The sequence below is a fragment of the Aeromonas sp. 600527 genome (genome assembly GCF_049175415.1).
Lineage (GTDB): Bacteria > Pseudomonadota > Gammaproteobacteria > Enterobacterales > Aeromonadaceae > Aeromonas > Aeromonas veronii_A.
Map to the genome: position 1 here is coordinate 17,882 of NZ_JAAKVA010000026.1, position 23,912 is coordinate 41,793.

Annotated in this window: 15 protein-coding genes and 1 pseudogene; 4 read left to right on the plus strand and 12 right to left on the minus strand. The window is 54.2% G+C overall.

Features of this window, described 5'->3' with window-relative positions; translation table 11 throughout:
* Nucleotides 1–21 precede the first annotated feature (21 nt).
* From G5154_RS20380 to G5154_RS20410, 7 genes are all read right to left on the minus strand, one after another.
* Nucleotides 22–399 carry a winged helix-turn-helix domain-containing protein gene (locus tag G5154_RS20380; RefSeq protein ID WP_374841491.1) on the minus strand — a complete coding sequence of 126 codons (378 nt, stop codon included), beginning with the start codon at nucleotides 397–399 and terminating at the stop codon, nucleotides 22–24.
* 1,336 nt (nucleotides 400–1,735) lie between these two features.
* The gene (locus G5154_RS20385; protein ID WP_421251579.1) at nucleotides 1,736–3,412 is read right to left on the minus strand and encodes an Ig-like domain-containing protein; all 1,677 of its coding nucleotides are present in this window, start codon (nucleotides 3,410–3,412) and stop codon (nucleotides 1,736–1,738) included.
* Between the two features lie 243 nt (nucleotides 3,413–3,655).
* The gene (locus tag G5154_RS20390) at nucleotides 3,656–4,360 is read right to left on the minus strand and encodes a ZirU family protein (RefSeq protein ID WP_270906224.1); all 705 of its coding nucleotides are present in this window, start codon (nucleotides 4,358–4,360) and stop codon (nucleotides 3,656–3,658) included.
* Between the two features lie 68 nt (nucleotides 4,361–4,428).
* Nucleotides 4,429–6,864, minus strand: coding sequence for an inverse autotransporter beta domain-containing protein (locus G5154_RS20395; protein WP_421251580.1), 2,436 nt, complete (start codon nucleotides 6,862–6,864; stop codon nucleotides 4,429–4,431).
* Nucleotides 6,865–7,748: 884 nt separating this feature from the next.
* Nucleotides 7,749–10,811 (minus strand): beta-galactosidase, encoded by a 3,063-nt coding sequence (locus G5154_RS20400; RefSeq protein WP_421251581.1) that lies wholly within the window; start codon nucleotides 10,809–10,811, stop codon nucleotides 7,749–7,751.
* A gap of 54 nt (nucleotides 10,812–10,865) precedes the next feature.
* Nucleotides 10,866–12,146, minus strand: coding sequence for an MFS transporter (locus G5154_RS20405; RefSeq protein ID WP_421251582.1), 1,281 nt, complete (start codon nucleotides 12,144–12,146; stop codon nucleotides 10,866–10,868).
* A 438-nt stretch (nucleotides 12,147–12,584) separates the two neighbouring features.
* Nucleotides 12,585–13,592 (minus strand): substrate-binding domain-containing protein, encoded by a 1,008-nt coding sequence (locus G5154_RS20410; RefSeq protein ID WP_421251590.1) that lies wholly within the window; start codon nucleotides 13,590–13,592, stop codon nucleotides 12,585–12,587.
* Nucleotides 13,593–13,793: 201 nt separating this feature from the next.
* Between G5154_RS20410 and galE the strand changes: the two genes are divergently transcribed.
* Genes galE through pykF form a run of 4 tightly spaced genes read left to right on the plus strand, consistent with a single transcriptional unit; the run spans nucleotide 13,794 to nucleotide 18,504 of the window.
* Nucleotides 13,794–14,807, plus strand: a complete 1,014-nt coding sequence (gene galE, locus G5154_RS20415) for a UDP-glucose 4-epimerase GalE (protein WP_421251583.1) — start codon at nucleotides 13,794–13,796, stop codon at nucleotides 14,805–14,807.
* A gap of 60 nt (nucleotides 14,808–14,867) precedes the next feature.
* Complete coding sequence (locus G5154_RS20420) at nucleotides 14,868–15,926, plus strand: UDP-glucose--hexose-1-phosphate uridylyltransferase (RefSeq protein ID WP_421251591.1); 1,059 nt, start codon at nucleotides 14,868–14,870, stop codon at nucleotides 15,924–15,926.
* On the plus strand, nucleotides 15,923–17,071 hold the full coding sequence (gene galK, locus G5154_RS20425) for a galactokinase (RefSeq protein ID WP_421251584.1): 1,149 nt from the start codon (nucleotides 15,923–15,925) through the stop codon (nucleotides 17,069–17,071). Before G5154_RS20420 ends, galK begins: the two co-directional genes overlap by 4 nt.
* A 20-nt stretch (nucleotides 17,072–17,091) precedes the next feature.
* Nucleotides 17,092–18,504, plus strand: coding sequence for a pyruvate kinase PykF (gene pykF / locus G5154_RS20430; protein ID WP_421251585.1), 1,413 nt, complete (start codon nucleotides 17,092–17,094; stop codon nucleotides 18,502–18,504).
* Between the two features lie 82 nt (nucleotides 18,505–18,586).
* Here the strand turns inward: pykF and G5154_RS20435 are convergent.
* The 5 genes and pseudogenes from G5154_RS20435 to G5154_RS20455 form a co-directional block, all read right to left on the minus strand.
* Nucleotides 18,587–19,626, minus strand: a pseudogene (locus G5154_RS20435) (DDE-type integrase/transposase/recombinase).
* Nucleotides 19,559–21,079, minus strand: a complete 1,521-nt coding sequence (locus tag G5154_RS20440) for a tetratricopeptide repeat protein (RefSeq protein WP_421251586.1) — start codon at nucleotides 21,077–21,079, stop codon at nucleotides 19,559–19,561. The pseudogene G5154_RS20435 and the gene G5154_RS20440 overlap by 68 nt, the downstream one beginning before the upstream one ends.
* Nucleotides 21,080–21,203: 124 nt before the next feature.
* Complete coding sequence (locus tag G5154_RS20445; protein ID WP_421251587.1) at nucleotides 21,204–21,380, minus strand: hypothetical protein; 177 nt, start codon at nucleotides 21,378–21,380, stop codon at nucleotides 21,204–21,206.
* A 26-nt stretch (nucleotides 21,381–21,406) separates the two neighbouring features.
* A complete protein-coding gene (locus tag G5154_RS20450; RefSeq protein ID WP_421251588.1) occupies nucleotides 21,407–22,093 on the minus strand; it encodes a DUF2931 family protein in 687 nt (228 codons plus the stop codon).
* The coding region (locus G5154_RS20455; protein WP_421251589.1) for a T6SS phospholipase effector Tle1-like catalytic domain-containing protein at nucleotides 22,090–23,912 on the minus strand (1,823 nt) is incomplete at its 5' end. The genes G5154_RS20450 and G5154_RS20455, both read right to left, overlap by 4 nt.

The window sequence follows — 23,912 nt, forward strand, 5'->3', positions numbered from 1 at the left end:
TTTACTATTAAATACACATATCTACATTACAAGGTCATTAATATTCTTTTCAGCTTCCAATTTAAAACCAGACTTACTTGGATTAAATATATAACCCGCGCCTGATATATTTGTAAGGCACGCACAATCTTCATCCGCTTTCTTTATAACCTTACGAATGTTAGATAGAGAAACAGCAACTGTGTTATCACACACAATTCTATTTAACCAAACATTTTCTAGTATTTCATCTTTGGAGATCAGGCGGCCAATGTTCTTAATTAAATAATTAAGAACATCCCTATCCTTTTTACCTAATCTTGAGTACATCAAGTTTCCATTTGAAAGTTTATATTCAACAATTCCCGATTCAAGATCAAATGATACATCCCTAGACTTATTCACCATCTTCTTATACATAGAACTACCTCCGACAGGCTAAATTTTGTTTATTTGACCTTTATTAATCATTTCACATCTATAATCTAATTTTTTTCACCTAATGTATTGATAGTAAAATAATAAAATCGTAAAACATAAAGACTATAAAAATCATACAGTTAGAGCGCTACAATGCACAAAAAGTGCGAATCACAACTTTTTCATAAGTTACTATTAATAACACACACACAAAACATGCATTACCATTGCACGTTTCATGGTGTCGTCGACACACTCGCTATAATTTATATGTGGAATAAGTGATGAAATCGCTAACAGCAAAACATCGCTCTCTGATATCCTTATGAATGAGCATCATAGGAGACGCGAATCTAAAATATTTTGGTGAGGTATTGTATTATGTTACTAAAACCAAAGATGCTTATAGTAATAACAACTAATTATCCTGCTTTAACGCGTCTGCTACTACATGATAAATAATCCTCCATGAATTTATATCATCCCTTCCCATTAGAGCTTATCATCCATCCACCTCAGTCAAACAGGAAATAAAAAATGACGCACTAGAAAATCCTCTGTACCACATGTGCCCATAAGTTATTCAACCACAACAACATGAAAATAATAAATTCAAGACACTTTATTATTGAACCAGTTTTGATTAGTTCGCCCCCCCCATTTGCGGTTGAAAAAATCAATTCTAATCCACGCAACATTTCGAGTTCACAGTGTCTTAATCATTATATTTTCAAGGTGCATTCCAACCATGATTTGGCACATCTTGAATATATACCTCAATCCAAAACGTTTATAAACGTCTTATTATACCTTCTGTTAATTTAGCTCACTGGTTTTAAGATCTTGTAAGCGTTTCTAATTTTAAAATATATGCTCTGGATTATACTAGCTATCGGTACAGGCCTACTATATTAGATTAGACATTTCAAGACGGTTAAATGCGATTTAAAGCACATCAGCACAATAGATAAACTTGTTGGGGGCATCAGATAAACAGGCAAATGGCGTGGGCCTATATAGACTGCGAAGTATTGATTTAGATAGTCTTGAATCTCGTTACTCCGACAAATAGATAGGTAATACTTACTTGGAGAGCGATTAATTGGCTACCTTTACCTCACACTCTATGTTAAGTACACACCCATATTTTTTATCAACTCGAATGGAGCGTTGGTATCAATCCAAATGTTAATAATCCACCGTCAATAAAATACCTATTTTACAAAGGCAAGCTACTGATACAGCTTGCCTATGATGGGAGGTAAAAAGGTATGGCGATAATCATATCATCGCCATACCCCGTCAGTTCTACACCTTATAGATTTGTTCGCGGCCCTTAACGGCGTATACACACCACCTGGCTAGGCTCTGTGTCACCGAATCCACCAGCGAGACCTGTGTGCATATAGACGGCGGCATGTGCACTAACAGCAAGAGGGTCGTACGTCTCACTCGTCCAATAGTCATCGAAAGAGCCACCACACTTGTTAGCCAGTGGCCATCCATGAACATGACACAAGGCATAATTCTCACCAGAAGAAGGAGATATCTCGACAAACAATGCCTGCAATTCAGCTACCGTCGGTAGACGGCGTCCGATGCTATTGCAGTAGTTGTCGGCATCCAGCCAATTCATGGTGGCCGGATCCGGCTTGAGGAATCTCGTTATCATCAATTCTGTAAAGCTGACCGTTGCCGCTTTTTGCACGGTATCGCTATTTTTCGCATATAGCGTCACCTCCACATCCTCAACCACGCTGTTGCGCAGTGACACGATCACCTCACCAACGTCATTGGTAGTGGTCGTCCATGGCGACTCGTTATCGAACGTGGCGGTGCCCTTGTCAGCACTGAACTGCACAGTGATCGGCACATTTGCCAGAACCGACCCAGCAAGGTCTTTGAATTTGGCCACTATTGTGTTCAAGGCCTTATTATTGGCGGGCTGATTATTGGTGCCCACGGCTAATCTATCGAGCACCGGGTAGAGTGCGAAGTTGGCATCACTGGTCATGCCCGTGTCACCGGAATTGGCTTCAGCCCTTGCCGTCACGGCGACCGTCTCAGCCTGGGTGTTGATGAGGGTCACTGTTGCCAGACCATTACTGTCGGTCACACTTGTCGCTGCGCCCAAGGTTGCCGTGGTGCTGCCATGCGACCATACCACGCTAGCGCCCTGCATGGGGTTCCCCTCGATATCATGCACAGTCGCAGTCAGCAGGTCAGCGCTGACGTTATCCGCAGGCTGATTGTCAGTGGTGGTCACCAGCTGGGCCACTCTCGCGGTGGCAGGGTTGGCGGCCAGAGTCACCTGCAGTGATTGAGGAAGAGTGGTCAAGGGAGCGCCATCCAGCTGTGGCGTCAGGGTGACAACGCCAGACTTGGTCCCCGTCAGGATGTACTCATAGATGCCATTGCCCCGGTCGTTTTCCATCAGGGAGATAACATCTGTATCCACACCGCTATAACCTAGCTCCACCCGATCACTGATGCCGATTACCGGTGTTTGATTGTCGTCTTTGAGGGTCAGCGTCAAAACTGCGTTATCAACCCCATCCGCCACTATGGTGGACTTGTCGACACTGAAGGTGGATTTGGCGGGGTCTGGCCGCCCCTGCACCACCGCAGAGAGCGAACTGCTTGTCTCGACCCCCTCGGACGGATCGGTCACCGCCGGATTGGTGGCCGGGATGACCGCAAAGCGAAGCTGTTTGCCACGCTCGGCATCGGTCAACAGATAGCGATCACCTCTGGCGAGTTCGATGTCACTATTATTCAGCCAGCGCAATACACTGCCCTGTTCCTCATCAGTATCCTGGTCATTAAAGGTATATGTTCCCAGCAGGGTATCCCCCACCAAGGGCGCCGCCGGGCCAGTCAGTGTCACGCCAGATGCCACTGGCGCACGCCCCTGCACCGACAGGGTGTTGGCACTTTCGGCCATTGCTCCTGTCGTTTGCCCCAGCACCAGCCACAGTGCCAGATATGACAAATAACGAGATATCACCTTCATTCAAACACTCTCCGGTTTACGACAGCACCATCACCTGCTGCAACTAGCCAGCCTCGCCATTTTTACAGGCCAAGCTGATTAAAATGGTGGGCGCCCGCGGGCGCCCTGTATTACTGATTGATGTGCCCACCTCACCTTCCCTGGCAAGGCAGGACAACCCGTTATCCATCCGATAACCATCAACCTCTTGCTGCGGGCGATGGTCCGAATATCATGCCCATCCAGCCGGGGCTGGTGATGGCTTTACTTCTTGGTGACATCAACCCGCAGCTTGCGCTTCTGATCATCCTTGCTTGGGGTGTAGGTTTCACTGACAGCCCCAGGAATGTTGATGTAGTTGCCACCTGCACCATCCTCAATTTGCCATGTGTAGTTGTAATCACTCGCCACCCCAACCCCACCGGCACTGGTAGTGACCTTGGCCCTGAGTTCGGTCGAGACAATCGGATTGCCACCAAGCGCAGCGTCAGTGGCCGCAATGACGATCTCGACGGCATCCACCTCATTGGGATCAACCACATCAACAGAACCATCGCCATCAGGAGAGCCCCCCGCCGCCGCAACTTCATTCCCCTGATAAGGGTCTGTCGTGGTTGCATCGGTTTGTGGAATCACTCCTGCTGTGATTTGGGTACCAAGATCTGCCAAAGTCAGGGTATAACTATCACCGGTTACCCCCATATCAATGCCATCGCGATACCACTTGTACTCACTCGGTGCTTGAGCATCCATATCCGGATCATCAAAACCTTGTTCTTCAATTTTGAGGCTGTCACCTACATCCACTCGACCGTTGTTGTTGACATCGACATAGTTGAATGACACTCCAGTCAACGTTGGGGGTCGCCCCTTCACAGTATCGGTTGGAGCCGATGTCAGCGCGCTGGCGCCACTGGCTACCCCCCACATTACCATTGCGATCGATACCGCGATTTTTTGCTTTCTCATCACTTGCTCTCTTCCTTTTGGCTACAAAAAATGACTTACATGGCGTCGATAAACGCCACTCCGGATGCTCACAGCGCCGCAACAATGACGCGCACCCGTTTCTTCTGATCCTCTCGCACGGGTAAATAGGTCACGCTGGTCGCCCCAGCGATATCCACAAAACGTCCAGTACCGACCCCCTCCTCGACCTGCCACTGCCAGGTCAGTCCTGCACGGCACGCGCTCGAGCCGCAGTCAGGCACGGCCGTCAGTACAGAGCCCACCTGAGGGAAGCCGTTAACCAGCCCGGTAATCGTCACTCCCATCAAGCTCGCGAGGTAATTCACACTGCTAGCCGGCCCCGTGTTGCCGCTCTTGTCGGTAGCCGTGGCGGTAATGGTGCCACTCCCCTGCACCGTCGGAGCTTCCAGGGTGTAGTTGCCATCCACGTCCGCGGTCGTGGTGCTGGTCGTGCCATCCGGCCAGGTAATGGTCACCGTGCTCTCCGGCTCTGCCTTGCCACTGACCTCCGGCTTGTTGTCGCTGTTGCGATCTGTCGCAGCCAACGTCGGGGCCCCCGGCGCCGTTGAGTCGGTGTAGTTCACGCTGGTAGCCGGCCCCGTATTGCCGTTCTTGTCGGTAGCCGTGGCGGTAATGGTGCCACTCCCCTGCACCGTCGGGGCTTCCAGGCTGTAGTTGCCATCCACGTCCGCGGTCGTTGTGCTGGTCGAGCCATCCGGCCAGGTAATGGTCACCGTGCTCTCCGGCTCTGCCTTGCCACTGACTTCCGGCTTGTCGTCACCATTGCTGTCGGTCGCGGTCAACGTCGGGGCCCCCGGCACCTTTGCGTCATCAATAAACTCAAACTCCATGCTGTCATTCGCCACATGGCCACTGGGGAAGGTGACCTCGACATCCAGGCGATAACGAGTGCCGGGGTTGGGTTGCCCGGGAGCAACCAGCTCACGCCCCCTCAGTACTTGTGCAGGCCCCTGAAATGTCAGGCGATAGCGGTACTGATAACCATCGCGGTCCGCTTCAACATCCCCCTCAATACTCTCAATCGGGATCGCATTGCGTGCTTTGGAGGGCTTCTGACGGGGGTCAACAACCCCCCAATCAACTTGGTAGTGAGCACCGGGGCGAAGTTGAACAAAGTGTTCTGCCAACTGGATAGCTGGTTGCAGCCCTGAGTCTTCCGAAACGGCAACAACCCCTTCCGCAATGGCTTCATGGCCATCGATGTCGGTGACGATGGCAACGATCGGATATTGATTGGATTGACCAATGCGATAGATGGGTAAGGTTGGAAGTGTGAGGGAACGTTTGTCCTGCCCAACCGTATCGGCAGGGCCAAGTCCACTGAGCCCCAGGATCTCGCCAAACCACTGGATGGAGGCTATCTGGCGGGAATGCTGAATGTTGAGCGTCAAGGTCAGGGCTTGCCCCTCTCCCGCAGAATATTGGTCGTTGAGAGAGGCCTTGAGGAGTACCTTGTCGCGATACTCAAGTACCATGTCATTGTTACGCTCAACCAGATCGTGGCGCATACCCGCCAGCGACTTGTCGACACGGGACGGATTCAACATGTCCGAGAGTGTTGCCCCCAGCTTCCACTCCAGCCCCAGCGTAAAACGGGTGTCATGTTGCCTGCCGCTCGCTTCAACTTGCTCGACATCCATCTTGAGTAACGGGAAGGGGTTATAGTGCAGACCGGCAGTGATGGCATGCGGATCGCGCTCAAGCTGATCTGCGCCCAGCAAGTCAACCCGCTCCCCCAAATACTGCTCGGCAGTGAGCGATGCGCTCCATTGCGGATAGGCCGGCAGATAGGCCTCAAGACGCACATCCATACCGCGTGCTGCGCGCTCTTCCATACCCTCAAACCGTGGGGAGTCACGCCAACTGCTCAGTGGTGTATAAAAGTTGGCACCCAACTTGAGATAGTCACGCCACGCCTCAGCCCCGACTCCCGCACGCCAGTGCCGGTTGGTCAGGTCATAATCAGCAAACAGGTTGTAGCCCAGCATCCAGCGGTCTAGGAAATGACGCTGGCCCACCCCCAAGTTGGCAATGGTGCGCGCCTGCCCATTTCGGCGTAGACCAAACTGGGTAAACAGCAGGGTCTGCTGCTCTTCCGCAAGCGGCAACAAGAGATCCGCCTCGGCAGTGACCATATTGAAATCGTCATCCAGTGTCACCCGGGTTCTGGCTGTACCCATCGTCCCCAGCAAGGATGCTGCATAGGCATTGGCCTCCTCTTCAAAATGGGTGACCAGTTGCTGACGCCAATACTGCTTCTCTTGTTCTGGCCCATGATGCGGTGCAGTCGCATCCTGTGTAACGCTCTGCGCGGAAGGCGGTAGATGCCGCAGACTTCGTTTAAACCCCTTAACCAATTCACTGTGGTTTTCCTGATCTGCCGGCATCTCTGACTCGGCAGGCGAAAACAGCAGCCCCAAGCGGGCAGCCTGCTCGGCAACCTTCTGCTCGACATCCACAGGGGTTGGCGTAGGCGCCGTCAAATGCAGTGGATTGGCGCCTGACAGCGCAGGTAAAACGGACGCACGCGGTAAATTGATAGTGTCACCTACCGGCAAATGAGGGCCGTTTAGCGTTAGGTTGCCATTTAATGCCAACAGTTGGTGAGGGGTTATGCCAAACTGGCGTGAGACAGAACCAAGCGTATCTCCCTTTGCTATCTGATAGCGGATAAGTTCAGGTTGCTTGGCTGCGGGCATGGAGAGTTGCCCAGCCGCATAAGCCACAGGAAATAATGCCTGCTGTCCTAAAAAGAGATAAGCCCACATAAACTGATGGACCTTGCTTGGTGTGAAATTCATAAATAGTTCCTAGGGTATGCCTTTATCGGTGGGACTATACAAGGAACAAGTGAAACCGAAGAAGTTAATTAAGCTATAATAAACAAATAATAAACCAATTAAAAATCATCAAGCAAACATACCCTATTGTATTTAAAGTAAATATTGCCTACTCCACTTAAGTATTACTTTTATTTTCATACCATCAATCCACACCGCCACTTTGTTTTATTTTTTTATTATTGAATCATGTAATCTATATCACAAAAAAATTAACCCCAGATTCAGTGAAAATTAAGCTTCATATTTTCATGAATAGTTATCAACTAGATAAAGCATTTACTTCACCGACTTCTTTAAGCAATAACAGCCAACTAAAAACTTGACTAACAGTCATTGTTAAATAAGAGCCACGAGGCAACGTCAGCAGAACTGCTTTATCAGCGATCTCATATGAGGCATAAATAATGTCATTATTCAGCTATATGCAAGAGAGTATCCTTGGCACATTAAACTTGCACTCTTGTGCAAACAACAGCGCCGGGTTGTAACCCGGCGCTTCGTTATAATAGTCCTGTAGACTTAACTTAATATAAGGTACAGCCCCAGCGGTATCGGTGTCCAAGTAGCTGATACTCGGGACGCACGCTTTGGCTCCAGGAATCATCACCGCCCACCCCCATGTGGGCGCCATCGAGACAGACCCACAGCCCCTCTTCAGCCACCAGATCGCTCTGGTGACGGGCGGCGGCCAACTGCTGCTGACTGAAGCGGCTGGCACTGAAATGGAAGCTGCCGTTCACCGTCGTGCTGCCCAGCTGCAACTGGCGGGTATCACAGCGCAAGCCGTTGTCACTCGGGAAAATGTAAGGGGTGTGCATCGCCTCCAGCGGCAGGCTCCAGCGCCCCAGATCGGCGCCCAACAGGCGATCCGGATAGTTCTCGTGCGGCCCACGCCCCAACCATTCGGCTCGCGCCGGTACCTCGGCCAGATGGAGCAACAGACCGATCCGCGGCAGCGACGGCAGCACCTGTGCCAGCTCGGTCTCTATCTCCAGGCTCATGGCGCCATCGTCGGTAAAGCGGTGATGCCAGTGACTCACCAGCAGCAGCTCATCGCGGTGGAAGTAGCCATGGCTGACCCGGATATCCCCTCCGGCGACCGCGAGCCCCAGACAGCGGTGCTGCCACTGGCCGAGGCCACAACCCTGCCAGCGGGCAATCCAGGAGTTGGGGTCGGTGTGATCCGCTTCGCTGGTGCCGATGTCGTTGTCGAGCGGGGCGCGGTAGAAGTGATCCATGATCGGCGCCAGCAACTGCTCCTGCCCCGATTTTTGCCAACTGGTGATGCGGCCGCTCAGCTTATCGAGCCACCACTGGCTGTTTGCGGCAGTGATCCGCCAGCCATCCGGCTGCTCGCTCAGGGTGGCGGCAGCGACCGGCGCTGGCAAAGCAAGGGGGGTCGGCAGGGTGAACTGCTGACGGGCGACCTTGTGACCCGCCTGCGACCATAGGGTAGCCTGCGGCTGCACGATGGCCAGATCGAGCCAGGCCAGTGAGCCTGCAGCAAAAGGGAGCAGTGTCTTGCTCAGGGTCAACTCGATCACTCCCTGTGGCGCCAGATCAAGGGAGAGCTCCCCCTGCTGCTGCACATGGCCGTTCTCACACAGCTGCCAGCAAAGCCGCTCGTTGTCGGTTTCCCGAAACAGGTATTCGCTCTCGATCCGCACCCGCAGCGGGGTGTGCTCAAGCAGGCTGAAGCGGAACGGCTGCTGGGCACGTTTTGCCTCGAACAGGGTGGGATGGGGGGTGCGATCAGGGAACAGCAGGCCGTTGCAGCAGAACTGGCGATCGTTTTGCACATCACCGAAGTCGCCACCATAGCCCCAGTAGTTGCGACCATCGGCGGTGTATTTGTCGAGCCCCTGATCGACCCAATCCCAGACAAACCCGCCTTGCAGACGTGGATGATCGCGAAACGCCTGCCAATAGTGGGCGTAGCCCCCGAGACTGTTGCCCATGGCGTGGGCATATTCGCAGAGGATCAGCGGCCGGTGCTCGCCGGGCAGGCCGATCCACTTGGCCAGCGCCCACTTGGGCACCGCTGGGAAGGGTTGATCCTGATGGGTTCTGGCATACATGGGGCAGATAATGTCGGTGGCCGGGGTATCGGCCCCTCCCCCCTCGTACTGCACCGGACGGCTCGGGTCGCTGCGCTTGATCCAGCCATACATGGCATCGTGGGCCGGGCCGTACCCCGACTCGTTGCCCAGCGACCAGATGATGATGGAGGGGTGGTTGAAATCCCGTGCCACCATGCGGGTGGCCCGCTCCAGAAAGGCGTTGCTCCAGGCAGGATCCCGCGCCAGCCGCCCCATGGGGGTCATGCCGTGGGTCTCCAGATTCGCCTCGTCCACCACATAGAGGCCAAGCCGATCGCACAGGCGATAAAAATCGGGATGGTTGGGATAGTGGGAACAGCGCACCGCATTGAAGTTGTGCCGCTTCATCAGCAGCAGATCCCGCTCCATGGTGGCGCGATCGATGGCATAACCCTTGGCTGGATGGTGTTCATGGCGGTTGGCACCGCGAACAAGCAGCGGCTGACCGTTGACCCGCAGCAGGCCGCCACAGATCTCCACCACCCGAAAGCCCACATCGCACGCTTCGCTCTCGATGGCCTGGCCCTGTTCGTCCAGCAAGGTCAGGGTCATACGATAGAGATGGGGCGTCTCGGCGCTCCACTTGCGCGGCGCAGCCACGTCGAGCCATAGCTCGGCGCGATCGTCATACGCCCCTTTTTCATCAATGACTTGGGTGCCGATTGGCTGGCGCAGGGTCGCAACCCGCTCGCCACCGTCATAGAGATTGGCCTCCACCGACAAACCGGCCCCATTAGCCACCTGCAGTGCAATCTTGAGACGGCCATCCCGATAGCAGGCATCCAGCTCGGGGGTCACCCGCATATCCATCAGATGGCGGGACGGTTTGTGCAGCAGGCTGACGGAGCGGAAGATCCCCGACAGCCACCACATATCCTGATCTTCCAGATAGGAGCCATCAGACCAGCGCAGTACCAGCACCGCCAACCGGTTGCGACCGCTCTGCAGATAAGGAGTCAGATCGAACTCGGCGGGCAGCCGACTGTCCTGGGAGTAACCTACCCAGCGGCCGTTGCAGAAGAGGTGGAAGGCACTGCTCACCCCGTCGAAGATGATCCGGCTCTGTCCGCTTGCCAGCCAGTCGGCGGGCAGTTCGAACTCGCGGGAGTAGCAGCCAGTAGGATTCTCTGCTGGCACTCGGGGCGGATCGCAGGGAAAGGGGTACTTGATATTGGTGTAGATGGGGCCATCGGTGAGCGGCCGTGCAGCTGGATAGGCGGCATCCAGCTGCCAGTTGCCCGGCACTGTAATGGGGCAAGCATCCACCAGATCCTGCGCCAGCCAGCTCTCAGGCACCAATTCGGGAGCGGCAAAGAAGGAGAAGCGCCACTCGCCATCGAGCAAGAGACGGGAGGAAGAGGCCAGATCCCCCCTGGCATCCGCTTCGCTGCGCCAGCTGAACATGGGGGTATGGGCGGGTAAACGATTAACACTGGTCACAGCCTGTGTTTGCCAATCGGCACGACAAACGATTTTTTGTAACGTCATACTGTTATTCATCTTTTATAACCTTTTTCAAATCTCTGATTACAAAACAGTCTGTTAGTAACTGGCGGCTTTTTTTGAAAGCATCGATCTACCCTTTAACAGCCCAAGTGGTCCCATTCCTGAGAGGGTAAAAATAGAAATAAAGGTGAAAGTTGCGGCAATAATGCCCAATACCAAATAGGTTTCACGAAAGCCCATCACCTCATACATAGATCCAGCCCACACAGACATAAACATGGTTGCTAGCTGCTTGAAGAACTGATAGCCAATCAACCAGATAGTCGCACTAAAGCGAACATCAAATTCACTAGTGATGTACTTGAATGTGCCGACCAACAGGAATGGAACTTCCAACATATGCAGAGTTTTCAGCAAAATGACATGGCTAACCGTCTCGGCGAATGAGGAGCCGATGATTCGAATAGACATGATGGTTCCAGCGATTAGTAGGGCATTTTTTCCGCCAATTCGATTCACAATCAGTGGGGCAAAAAACATGATGCTGGCGTTAAGTAACTCCCCCATAGTGGTGACATAACCAAAGTAACGAGTACCTTCTTCTTTTGTATCAAAGAATCCGGTAAAAAAGTTTGCAAATTGTTGATCAAATACGTCATACGTACATGCCACACCGATTACATAGAGGGTGAAAAACCAGAATTTTGCTTGTTTCAGCAACCCCATTGCCAGTTTTACGCTAAACCCTTTCTGATTGGCGCCAATACTATCTAATACCTCACTGGTGCTACCACGACCAGGATTTATAAAATAAAATAGAACCGCCATTACAACAGCAAAAGCAGACCCCATCCAGAACACAAACTCATTGTTAATGGTAAACATGATACCTACGATAGAGGCACAGAGAGCCCAGCCTATTGCGCCAAACATCCTTGCGCGGCCAAACTCGAACTGACTGGAACGACTCACCTTCTCAACATAAGCCTCGATGGCTGGAGCCCCGCCAGCAAATACAAAACCTATGTACATGCCCCCTACGATAGAACCGAGATAGATGTTCAATTTCAGCAATGGTGCCAATACATAAAGAAAGAAGGGAGCGAAGAAGACCAGCAATCCGATGATTATCCAGAGCAAATGCTTTTTCAGCCCTAGCTTGTCAGAAATCAACCCAAACACGGGCTGAAATAGAAGTGCAAATAGAGAAATTGTGCCGAAAACAATTCCAGTTTCAGCCTTGCTGATGCCATTTACATCATGTAACCAAATTGGAAAAAAAGGAAAGTAAGCTCCCATTATAAAGAAGTAAAGGAAGAATATGGCGCCAAACATTACCAAATTTTTGTTCAATCCGAACAGTCTTTCAATGCTCATCAAGTATCCACCCATTTCACATAACAAGCCGACCATTTGAGCGAACCATCAAGATCCACTCCCATGACTGCAAGAGTACGCACTTATGATGGAGCGTAATGTGACGAGAGATACAATTTGTGTAATCGGTTACACCACAGAGAGGGCTCGAAAAGAAAATAAGTGATAAAAATCACAAATAAACTAATAAAAATCTACTTTTTTCATAAAAAAGCAGGAAAACGATACCACAAAGTAAACTCATTAACGTAAGCAATGACTAGATAGCGCTCGCACTATGCTCACTCTAATTGGCAATAAAGGAACTATGTTTAACCTGATTTTGGTACATAGCAGGTACCGAGATGAGCTAGGCGTACGCTAGACACGTTGTGATAGCGGGCTAGTTATTCGCACACAAAATGATTGACTTATGCCGCGGGGAGAACTAACAAGTTGTCATTCCGACACTGGACGAGCAACTGACTGACGGTTTATTAGAAGTGGTGTGTATATATGAGAGTGCTCGGGTGAAGACTCCCCACGAATCAAGGCAAGTGATAACTTTGCAGCCTGAGCCGCCATCAACTCAATAGGGTAACGCATAGTCGTTAGTTTAGGACGCAAATATCGAGCATAGATAATGTCATCAAAGCCTATCACGGACACTTCTTCTGGAACTTTGACTCCATTATCAGCCAGTACAGAGAGTGCGCCTGCCGCCATAGCATCATTGTAGGTTACTATAGCTGTAAGCTTTGCTCCTTTGGCGAGTAAGTTCAGCGTCGCCTGCTCCCCCCCTTCTTCATTTGGTTGGGCAAATTCAATCAACTCATCACTTGGCGCAATCCCTGCGCATATCAATGCATCCCGATAACCATTCAAGCGTGACTCGGCATCCTCGATAGGTCGATTTGAACCCAGATAAGCAATTTTGACATGTCCCTGCGACAATACATGCCGAGTGGCTAACGTGGTTCCTTGCTGGTTATTCAATGCAATACAACGCGCCTGAAGAGCTGGAATGTAACGATTAATCAATACCAAACCAGGAATGCGCTCAGCATATTGCAGCAATTCGTCATCAGATAATGCTTTGCTATGTACAACAAGCCCTTCACAACGGCGAGCAATCAACAACTCTATTGCTTCCCGTTCTGCATCTGCTGTGTGTCGTCCATTTCCCATCAACAAATGCAGCCCCTGCTCCGTAGTAACAGTGCCTACACCTTTCACCAATGCCCCAAAGAAGGGATCCGCCACGTCTCCAACAACAACACCAAAGGTATCACAACACTGGTTAGCCAGGGCTCTGGCATTTGCATTGGGAGTATAACCAAGCTCAGCCATTGCTCTCTGCACTGCGACCCGGGACGCTGCACTGGCTTTTGGTGAATTGTTCATCACTCGTGAGACTGTTGCCACCGATACGTTGGCTAACCGAGCGACGTCCTTGATGGTACTCATACTGTTTTCACTCATTTTCACATTATCGTTAAACACCATTATACCCTTGAAAGTAATTGAAAAGAATAGAGAAAAAACATCTTGCAATGTAGTCTCACACCAAATTAGTGTAACCGCTTACACTAATTTGTAGATGAGCTCACAGTTTACGTCGAGGCCTCTCGTTTAGACTGTTGCCAATGTTTTTATATGGAGAGCAAGATGAAGGTTCTAGTCACCGGCGGCTGCGGATATATCGGCAGCCACACCTGTCTGGCCTTGCAAGCGGCAGGCATGAATCCCGTGGTGGTCGACAACCTCGGCAACAGCAAACGCAGCGTGCTGGCCCGAGTCGCCGCCATCAGCGGCCAACAACCCGTTTTCTATCAAGGAGATATTCGCGATGCAGCCCTGCTGGACCGGATCTTCGCCGAGCAACAGATCGACGCGGTGATCCACTTTGCCGCCCTCAAGGCGGTCGGCGAGTCGACCCGCATTCCACTGGATTACTACGAGAACAACCTCGGCGGCACCCTCACCCTGCTGCAGGCGATGAAGCGGGCCAATGTGCACAATCTGGTGTTCAGCTCCTCGGCCACCGTCTATGGCGATCCCGCCAGCCTGCCGATCCGCGAGGATTTCCCTCGCAGCGCCACCAACCCTTACGGGCGATCCAAGCTGATCATCGAGGAGATCCTCGAAGATCTGCAGCTGGCCGAGCCCCACTGGAGCATGACCCTGCTGCGCTACTTCAATCCGGTCGGCGCCCACGAGTCGGGCACCATGGGGGAAGATCCCCAAGGCATTCCCAACAATTTGATGCCCTATATCACTCAGGTCGCCATCGGCCGTCGCGACTGCCTGTCGGTCTTTGGAAACGATTACCCAACTGTTGATGGCAGCGGCGTGCGCGACTACATCCATGTAATGGATCTTGCCGAAGGACACGTCAAGGCGCTGCAACACTGCGTAGGCAAGGGTGGCGTGCACATCTACAACCTGGGCACAGGCCAGGGCCAGAGCGTGTTGCAGCTGGTCGCCGCTTTCTCTGCGGCCTGTGGCAAGCCGCTGCCATTTCGCATCGAACCGCGCCGCCCGGGCGACATCGCTGCCTGCTGGGCCGATCCGGCCAAGGCACAGCGTGAGCTGAGCTGGCAGGCGGCCCGGGACATCGACGCCATGTGTGCCGACAGCTGGCGCTGGCAATCCGCCAATCCGAACGGTTACGAGGAGTAGGTCCGCCTGCTCCCCGGTAATAAACGACTCTATTTTTCAATACCTTATTCAGGAGAGATGATGTTCAACCCCGTCGATCATCCCCATCGCCGCTTCAACCCGCTGACCGGCCAGTATGTGCTGGTCTCCCCCCACCGGGCCAAACGCCCCTGGCAGGGACAGGTGGAGAAGGTGAGTCAGGCCCCCAAACAGGCCCATGATCCCGACTGTTTCCTCTGCGCGGGCAACACCCGGGTCACTGGCGACATCAACCCCGACTACAAGGGCACCTTCGTCTTTACCAACGACTTCGCCGCCCTGATGCAGGATACTCCGGCCGCCGATAGCGCCAGCGATCCCCTGCTGAAACTGGAAGCCGCCCGCGGCACCAGCCGGGTCATCTGCTTCTCGCCGGATCACGGCAAGACCCTGCCCGAGCTGCCGCGGCTCGCCATCGAGGGGGTGATCACCACCTGGATGGATCAGGTCGCCGAGCTGTCGGCCCAGTGGGGGTGGGTGCAGGTCTTTGAAAACAAAGGGGCCGTCATGGGCTGCTCCAACCCTCACCCACACGGCCAGATCTGGGGCAGCGACTTCCTGCCCAACGAGATCGCCCGCGAAGAGCAGCACCAGCGTGACTGGCTGGCCGAGCATGGCTGCCCCATGCTGCTGGAGTATGTGGAGCGGGAGTTGGCGGATCGCTCGCGCATCGTGGTGGAGACCGAGCACTGGCTTGCCGTGGTTCCTTTCTGGGCCGCCTGGCCGTTCGAAACCCTGCTACTGCCCAAGGCGCACGTCCCCTCCATGCTCAATATGACCCAGGCCCAGCAACAGGATCTGGCGGTAGCGCTCAAGGAGCTCACCAGCCGCTACGACAACCTGTTCGAGTGCAGCTTCCCCTACTCCATGGGCTGGCACTTTGCACCGCCCAAATCGGATTGCCCCGAGGCGTGGCAACTGCACGCCCACTTCTATCCGCCACTACTGCGCTCCGCAACCGTGCGCAAATTCATGGTCGGCTTCGAGATGCTGGCCGAAACCCAGCGCGACCTTACCCCCGAGCAGGCCGCCGAGCGGCTGCGCGCTCTGAGCCCCGTTCACTACACCCAGACCAGCCACACCAATGAGGAGGCCCTATGACCCCCAGCCAACGCGTCAGCACCGTTTTTGCCGAGCAATTTGCCAAAGCGCCCGATCTGCTGGTGCGCGCCCCCGGCCGCGTCAACCTCATCGGTGAACATACCGACTACAACGACGGCTTCGTGCTGCCCTGCGCCATCGACTACGAGACCTGCGTCGCCATCGGCCTGCGCGATGACCGGCAAGTGCAGGTGATCGCCGCCGACTACGACAACCAGCGCGACCAGTTCGACCTCGACCAGCCCATTGAACACCACCCCAGCCAGCGCTGGAGCGACTACATCCGCGGCGTGGTGAAGTATCTGCAGGAGCGTGGCTATGCCCTGCGCGGCCTCGATCTTGTAGTCTCCGGCAATGTGCCGCAGGGGGCGGGGCTCTCCTCCTCCGCCTCGCTGGAAGTGGCCATTGGTCAGGCCTTCAAAGAGGCGCTGGGGCTCGACATCACTCAGGCCGAGATCGCCCTCAATGGCCAGCAGGCGGAGAACAAGTTCGTCGGCTGCAACTGCGGCATCATGGATCAGATGATCTCCGCCAGCGGCAAAACCGATCATGCCCTGCTGCTCGACTGTCGCTCGCTGGAGACCCACCTCATCCCCATGCCGGCGGATCTGGCGGTGCTGATCGTCAACTCCAATGTGCGCCGCGGTCTGGTGGACAGCGAATACAACACCCGTCGCCAGCAGTGCGAAGAGGCCGCCTGTCACTACGGGGTCAAGGCGCTGCGCGATCTCGATCTGGCAGCTCTCGAAGCAGGCAAGGCCGGACTGGATGAAGCCTGCTATCGCCGTGCCCGCCACATCGTTGGAGAAAATGCCCGCACTCTAGCGGCGGCCGATGCGCTGGCCAGCCACGACCTGACCCGCCTCGGCGAGCTGATGGCCGAATCACACGCCGCCATGCGCGATGACTTCGAGATCACAGTGCCCGCCATCGACGGTCTGGTGGAGATCATCAAGGCTAAAATCGGCACAGATGGCGGCGTGCGTATGACCGGCGGCGGCTTCGGCGGCTGCGTGGTCGCCCTGTTGCGTCCCGAGAAGGTGGCCGAGGTGATTGCCGCCGTCGAGGCGGAGTATCCGACTGTCTCTGGCTTAAAGGCTGATTGCTATGTTTGCCGGTCAACTGATGGCGCTTGTAGAAATTAAATAAAACTAGGAACTCAAAAATGAAAAAGACCAAAATTGTCTGCACCATCGGCCCGAAGACTGATTCAAAAGAAATGCTGGCCAAAATGCTGGACGCCGGCATGAACGTCATGCGCCTGAACTTCTCTCACGGTGATTACGAAGAGCACGGCACCCGTATCCGCAACCTGCGCGAAGTGATGGCCGAGACCGGCAAGCGCGCAGCTATCCTGCTGGACACCAAGGGTCCGGAAATCCGTACCATGAAGCTGGAAGGCGGCAACGACGTTGCGCTGGTCGCTGGCCAGACTTTCACCTTCACCACCGACCAGACCGTGGTTGGCAACAAAGACAAAGTGGCCGTGACCTATGCAGGTTTCGCCAACGATCTGCGCGTCGGCAACCGCATCCTGGTTGATGACGGCCTGATCGGTCTGGACGTTATCGAAATCACCGAGCGCGAAGTTGTTTGTAAAGTACTGAACAACGGCGATCTGGGCGAGAACAAGGGCGTCAACCTGCCGGGCGTCTCCATCAAGCTGCCGGCCCTGGCCGAGAAAGACAAGCGCGACCTGATCTTCGGTTGCGAGCAGAGCGTTGATTTCGTTGCTGCTTCCTTCATCCGCAAGAAAGAAGACGTTCTGGAAATCCGTGAGCACCTGAAAGCCCACGGTGGCGAGAACATCCAGATCATCTCCAAGATCGAAAACCAGGAAGGTCTGGACAACTTCGACGAGATCCTTGCTGTTTCCGACGGCATCATGGTTGCTCGTGGCGACATGGGTGTAGAGATCCCGGTTGAAGAAGTTATCTTCGCCCAGAAGATGATCATCGCCAAGTGCAACAAGGCCCGCAAAGTGGTTATCACTGCCACCCAGATGCTGGACTCCATGATCAAGAACCCTCGTCCGACCCGCGCCGAAGCCGGAGACGTGGCCAACGCCATCCTGGACGGTACCGACGCAGTCATGCTGTCCGGTGAATCCGCCAAGGGCAAGTACCCGCTGGAAGCCGTGACCATCATGGCCACCATCTGCGAGCGTACCGATGCCGTGATGCCGTCCAACCTGTCTGCTGCCAACGACAGCAACAGGCTGCGCATCACCGAAGCCGTATGTAAAGGCGCCGTAGAGACCTCCGAGAAGCTGGACGCCCCGCTGATCGTGGTCGCTACCGAAGGCGGCAAGTCTGCCAAGGCCATTCGCAAGTACTTCCCGAAAGCTTGGATCCTAGCTATCACCACCAACAAGAAGACCGCTGCCCAGCTGGTTCTGACCAAGGGTGTGGTTGCTCACGTGGTTGACAGCATCGCCTCTACCGACGATTTCTATCGCATCGGTAAAGAAGCCGCGCTGGAAATCGGCATGGGTCTGAAAGGTGACGTGGTTGTGATGGTCTCCGGTGCTCTGGTACCGAGCGGCACCACCAACACCGCTTCTGTTCACGTTCTGTAACGACTGGCTGTTGTAATCCAAACCATTTCTGTATGTACAGATCTAGTTATCACCTGACACCGGCCTCAAACCGGTGTCTTGTTTACGCTACTTTAGTGCGCACTTCCTTCGGTATCAATTTCAGACCCTTTTTGAACATGCTGTAGGAGGTCTGTCCCTCCATCATCCTGCCTTGATGTGGCTGCTGGATGTTGTAGTGCTGCAGGTAGCTATCCAGGTCTATCTGCTTCTGTTCCATCGACTCATACCTGGTCGTCCTCCCCTTGATACGGAAATGTTCATCCAACAGGGTAAGATGCTGCCGTTCGATAAAGCTGTGGCTCTGTGGCCTGCGTATATTGGTGGTCCGGTGCTCAATTCCCTCCAGTTGCAGGAACAACTCGTAGGGATGATTGTCAGGGCGCCCACAGAACTCGCGTCCATTGTCCGACAGGATGGTATAGACCCGTGGCTCGTGGGCTTCGAAGAACGGCAGTACCGTTTCATTAAGAACATGAACCGAGGTCATCGGAAGCTTGCTGGTGTAGAACCGTCCCCTAGCGTGGCGACTGTAGCAGTCCAGTACGGTTTGCAGATACACCTTGTCCACCCCCTTGAGTGCGCCGACGAAGAAGGTGTCGACCGCCACCAGTTCCCCGGTGTAGTGAACCTCAATCTGGCGTTCGCGAAACTCGGAGCTGAAGCGCTCGAGCAGGCGGATCTGCTCGTCATTGAGCTCAATGAGCGCTCACGGTGAGTTTTCTCAAGGCGCAGCAAGCGATCGTGTTTGGAGAGCAAGTCGTGTCGTTGCCACACGCCACGCACACCACCCGCACTGACATTTATGCCTTGCAGAGCCAGTTCTTGTGCGACCAGCAGCGGGCCATGGGTTGGTCTGGTGAGGGGGTAATCGAGTATGGCCTGTTCAATCTCGGGAGCGACCCGATTGGGATGAGCCCCTTTACAGCCGGGCAATTTGTCGAGCAATCCCTCGGCGCCATAGGTCTGGTAATTACGGCGAATTTCGTAGAACTGCTGACGGCTGTAGCCGATGAGCTTGCAGGCTTTGCTGACATTATTGAGCTCTTTGGCAAGCTCTAGCAGGCTGCGTTTGCGACGTGCTACTTTCTCGTTGGTGGTCATATGGTGACTCAAGATAACACGGTAGGGGTACCGTTTTGTTATCCGGTTTGAAGCCGTATGACCACTCCCTTTTGTGGGCAATTGTTAGGTGAATAACATCTCCATACATCTTGCCAAACCAATGTTCCGACAGTTTCTGCACTTGTTTGACTTCTGGCTTGGTCATCGTGGCCTCGAGTTCATCACGGGCCTGCATAGCCTCCGGCATCCCTTCTGTGGTAGCCAATGAGAGCCAGGCATAGGCATGTATCCACCGGTTGCGCGGAGCCCCCAGGCCTTCCTCTCGCAGTGTTCCCATCCGGTATTGGGCCTGGCGGTCACCTTGCTGGGCCGCTAGGCGATACTGCTTGAGAGCCAGCGCGTAATCTTCTTTGCCACCTTGTCCCAGACGCAGCATTTCACCGTAGGTGTACTGGGCGAGAATGTGTCCTTGTTGGGCTGCCTTGGCATAACTGGCTCTGGCCTGCTCCAGTTCACCTTGCTTATGCTGTAGCTCCGCCAGCTCAAACAATGCCTTTGGTACGCCACCGTCAGCAGCCCGAGTTAACCAGTGGATCTGCTGCTCCCGATCCACTTGCTGCAAACTCAGTTGGTACTCGGCATCATGGGAGCCATGCCCGGCGGCCAGCTCCAGCCAGTAGCGACCCAAGGCGGGGTCTGTAGAAACTTGTTCCCCTGCTAGATAAGCCATCCCTAGCCAGAGCTCAGCCTCAGCAGAGCCTGCTGTGGCAGCACGCAGATAGGTAGCGAAAGCATTGGTGGGGGCGGCCTGTTTAGCTTGCAGCAACAAGGCGTCCGGTTGCTGTTGGGCGGCGGCTCTATCGTTCCAGCGCTGGGCGAGGTCTGGTCGTTTGACTACCCCTTTACCTTGCGCATATCGCTCACCCAGCAGGTACTGGGCATCACGGTTACCCAGTTCTGCGGACCGCTCAAGCCACTTGATGGCATCCGTATCGGCCCCCGGTTGGGTGCTGTACCAGCGGGCCAGTACCAGCTGAGCGTCAGCATGATCCTGCTTAGCCGCTAGCTCGAACCAATCGAGGCATTCACTCACCAGCTTGCCTTGATGCTGCTCCTGGCACATCAGCCCCAACCGATAGCTGGCCTGGGTGTTGCCAAGGCGAGCTGAACGTTGCCACCACTGGGTTGCGAGCGCTGGATTTTTGGGCTCCCCGAGCCCAGCCTGATACCAGTCACCCACCTGCCAGGCGGCGCTGGCGCGGATCTCTTTATCGGCGGACAAGGGGCCAGACTGCTCGGCGGCCTGCTGCATCCAGTGCATGGCGTTGTGGTAATCGGGCTGACTTGCCAGACGTTTGGCCAGCTCATACTGGGCGCGGCCATCCCCCTGCTTTGCCGCTTGGGATAACTCGGTGTCAGTACGTGGGGTCGTGGAAGAACAGGCTGCAAGCACACTGACTGCCAGTGCCAGCCATAAGACTCGATATATCATGGGAAATTCTTCGCTGAGTGAAAAAGTGACGATGCTGCATTGCGGGCTAATGCGTTATGCTACGCGGCCACCTGATTGGGCATACAGCTAATGCGGCGCCTTCCCTGGCCATGAGCCTTGCCTGTCAGGTGGTTTTCTCTCGGTGATCCTGACAGACCTTCTGCCACTTGGTATGTTCAGCCTTATCGCCTCTAGCCTGCCAGAAAGCACAGATGCTCTCGGCCAATTCTGCGGCCATGGCATGGTCGTTATCACGACGACAAATCAGATACTGGGCCAGCCAGTTTTGGTACTGCTTCATTGATACCTCTTAAACCGCAATCCCAATCAATTGATCGGATCGGTATCCGTCTTGGGCTGTGCGGCGCGGTAGGCATCCATGATAGGAGCCCACGCCTCGCCGGTTGGGATCGGATATTTCTGGTACAGTGCCCCAAATCGCTCAGTGAACTCATCAATTCCATACTGCCGATTGAGTGGTACTTTCTTGTCATACCAATCGTCAGTCACTTCATGGGCCATACCACTAGCAATCAGCACGTCTGGCTGCACTTTAGGATTGGTTAAAAACACCTCGACATACCCACCGGGGGCAAATCCTAGCCCTATCACATTGCGCTGTTTTATTTGACCGTTGTTAAGCCGATAACGCTGCGCCATCTGCTTGCCCAGATCCTTGGGTAGTTCCAGCGTAATCCCATATCGCTTCTTGTCGTGATACGACACCCATTCTAGCTCTACCTTGTCCGGCACCGGCTGGCCGTAAAAACTCCGACCTTTTCCGACATCCCACTGATAATCTTTTTCTTTTAACAGCCGCTCACCCACAACAGACACTACGCCATTGCTCGATTCATGGGTTCTTACCCCTTCTCGAAAAAACAGGGCGCGGGTATGCCAGATCTCATCCGTATTAGATCCGACCATATAGCTCCAATCCATCTTGGTCGGACCATTGTCATTACACCCTGCCAGCCCCAGTAACAGTAACGGCAGTAATAACCATCGTCTCATTTACCCCCCTCCAAGTTACTGATCATACGGCGAGCCTCTCGCCCTTTGATACGGTTTGCCCCATTCACCAGCCCATCATCTGCGCTGTGGTGCAAGTACTCAAAGCGCAAGTATCGATAGACATCATCCGGGAGCTGTTGGCTCAAATCTTTGGCCACCCCAGCCTCGCTACCTGCATTAACCCAATGCTCATCCAGCTTGCTCAAATCAACCCGTGGCCGCATCGGGGCGCCGCTCTCCAGCATCAAGTCTCTGTTGTCTGCTTTCCACTCCTGAAACGGCACCCCTGCCGCCCGTGCGGCTTCCACCATGATGTGCAGCGGGATACGGGAATACTCCCCCTCGACCACCCGGTTGAGCAGCACCGTAACACTCACTTCCAACGGTCTTTCCCAGCCAAACTCGGGGCGGTTCAACGTGCGTACCCGCAAGCTGACTTTGCCTCTTATCGGGTCACTGGCAGGGGTTGGTAGCACAGACAGCCCGTTACCCCACCCCTGACTCAATTTGGCTTGGGCATAGTCCATCGCTTGCTGATAAGCGGAACTTTGTTCTGGACGAGTTCCTGCGGGTTCCATACTTTGAAACAGCTTGATAGCCTTTTGCTCTGTCAGAGCCGGATCGCTATTAGGGTTACGTAAGCTCCAGCGGCTGTAATAACCGCCACCAATATCCGAATGGCAACCGGGCAGCGCCAGTTCGGTGAAGTTGGACGCAATCTTTTTGCCCTCCACATCATTAGTGATCCGGGTCAGGGCAAAGAAGTAACGCCACTCATCCTTGGCCGTCAGGTGCACAACGCGCTCCGCACAATCCGGGGCTAGCGTGACGCTACGCGCCTCCAGCAACGACGAGCACACCGTATCGAACAGTCCGACAAACTTTATCCGGCAATCTTCCCGGCTGGCCCAGTCAAAACCGGCTTTCAGGCGGATGCTAGATTCCTTGGCTACCGCCTCGACCAACGGGTGATCGGTTTGCTGGTCGATCGTGTTCACGAATTGACGCGCCGCCGATGCGCCCCGGCTAAAGCCAAATACATCAAATTCGATCTTGTGGATACACCCCAGAGTCGGCAAAACCCGCCCTAATTGCAGGGTAATTTCTGCAACAACCAGCTCTCTACAGGCCAACAGAACCTTGTCGTAACTGGATGTGGGACCGTAGTCCAGCGCCTGTCCCTTCATGGAATCACCCTGCCCAGCCTCTGTACCGATCCCCTCGATATAGACAGGAACTGATATTCGCCCTTGCTGGGTACGAAGGTAGAGCTCATAAGCCTTGCCGATATTGGTGACGTCATTCGCCTGACTGGTATCGCTGAACGAGACCGCCCCAGCCATGCACTGCTGACGCATCCGCTCCTGCTCCAGCGGATCGCTGCATTGAGCCAGAAAGTCCTCAAGCGCCGCTTTACCCTCTTCATGCTTGGCGGTGTTGTTGGCAGTGCCGTCAAAGAACACCCCGATACGCAGGATATTCAGCTGATAGCCTTTCACCTCAATCACGTAGGAGTGCTTGGTGATAAAGCGCGGCGGTTGGGCCTGCCCAGCTTTGTGCCCTTCTGGTAGCGGCTGCTCAGGGTCAGTGAGGCAAAGGTCGCCGGAAGTCACCTTGATGTGTTCGCGCTTCACATCGTCGTGCCCCCAAAACTTCTCGGTATAAGCGGGAACCTGGCTGGTTTCGCCTTCTTTCAGGGCTTCACGGGACTGAGCAGCTTTGAGCCAGGGTTGGGTCTCCAGCTTGACCGTCACCGGCCCCACCGCAAAGCCTTCAACCAGGGTTGGGCCATCTTTCAGAGTCACGGTTTTGCTGGTGC

Bases quoted from the DNA above. Each gene is read 5' to 3' on its own strand.
- G5154_RS20380 (WP_374841491.1), bottom strand. From the start codon at position 399: ATGTATAAGAAGATGGTGAATAAGTCTAGGGATGTATCATTTGATCTT.
- G5154_RS20385 (WP_421251579.1), bottom strand. From the start codon at position 3,412: ATGAAGGTGATATCTCGTTATTTGTCATATCTGGCACTGTGGCTGGTG.
- G5154_RS20390 (WP_270906224.1), bottom strand. From the start codon at position 4,360: ATGAGAAAGCAAAAAATCGCGGTATCGATCGCAATGGTAATGTGGGGG.
- G5154_RS20400 (WP_421251581.1), bottom strand. From the start codon at position 10,811: ATGACGTTACAAAAAATCGTTTGTCGTGCCGATTGGCAAACACAGGCT.
- G5154_RS20405 (WP_421251582.1), bottom strand. From the start codon at position 12,146: ATGAGCATTGAAAGACTGTTCGGATTGAACAAAAATTTGGTAATGTTT.
- G5154_RS20410 (WP_421251590.1), bottom strand. From the start codon at position 13,592: ATGAGTACCATCAAGGACGTCGCTCGGTTAGCCAACGTATCGGTGGCA.
- galE (WP_421251583.1), top strand. From the start codon at position 13,794: ATGAAGGTTCTAGTCACCGGCGGCTGCGGATATATCGGCAGCCACACC.
- G5154_RS20420 (WP_421251591.1), top strand. From the start codon at position 14,868: ATGTTCAACCCCGTCGATCATCCCCATCGCCGCTTCAACCCGCTGACC.
- galK (WP_421251584.1), top strand. From the start codon at position 15,923: ATGACCCCCAGCCAACGCGTCAGCACCGTTTTTGCCGAGCAATTTGCC.
- pykF (WP_421251585.1), top strand. From the start codon at position 17,092: ATGAAAAAGACCAAAATTGTCTGCACCATCGGCCCGAAGACTGATTCA.
- G5154_RS20440 (WP_421251586.1), bottom strand. From the start codon at position 21,079: ATGATATATCGAGTCTTATGGCTGGCACTGGCAGTCAGTGTGCTTGCA.
- G5154_RS20445 (WP_421251587.1), bottom strand. From the start codon at position 21,380: ATGAAGCAGTACCAAAACTGGCTGGCCCAGTATCTGATTTGTCGTCGT.
- G5154_RS20450 (WP_421251588.1), bottom strand. From the start codon at position 22,093: ATGAGACGATGGTTATTACTGCCGTTACTGTTACTGGGGCTGGCAGGG.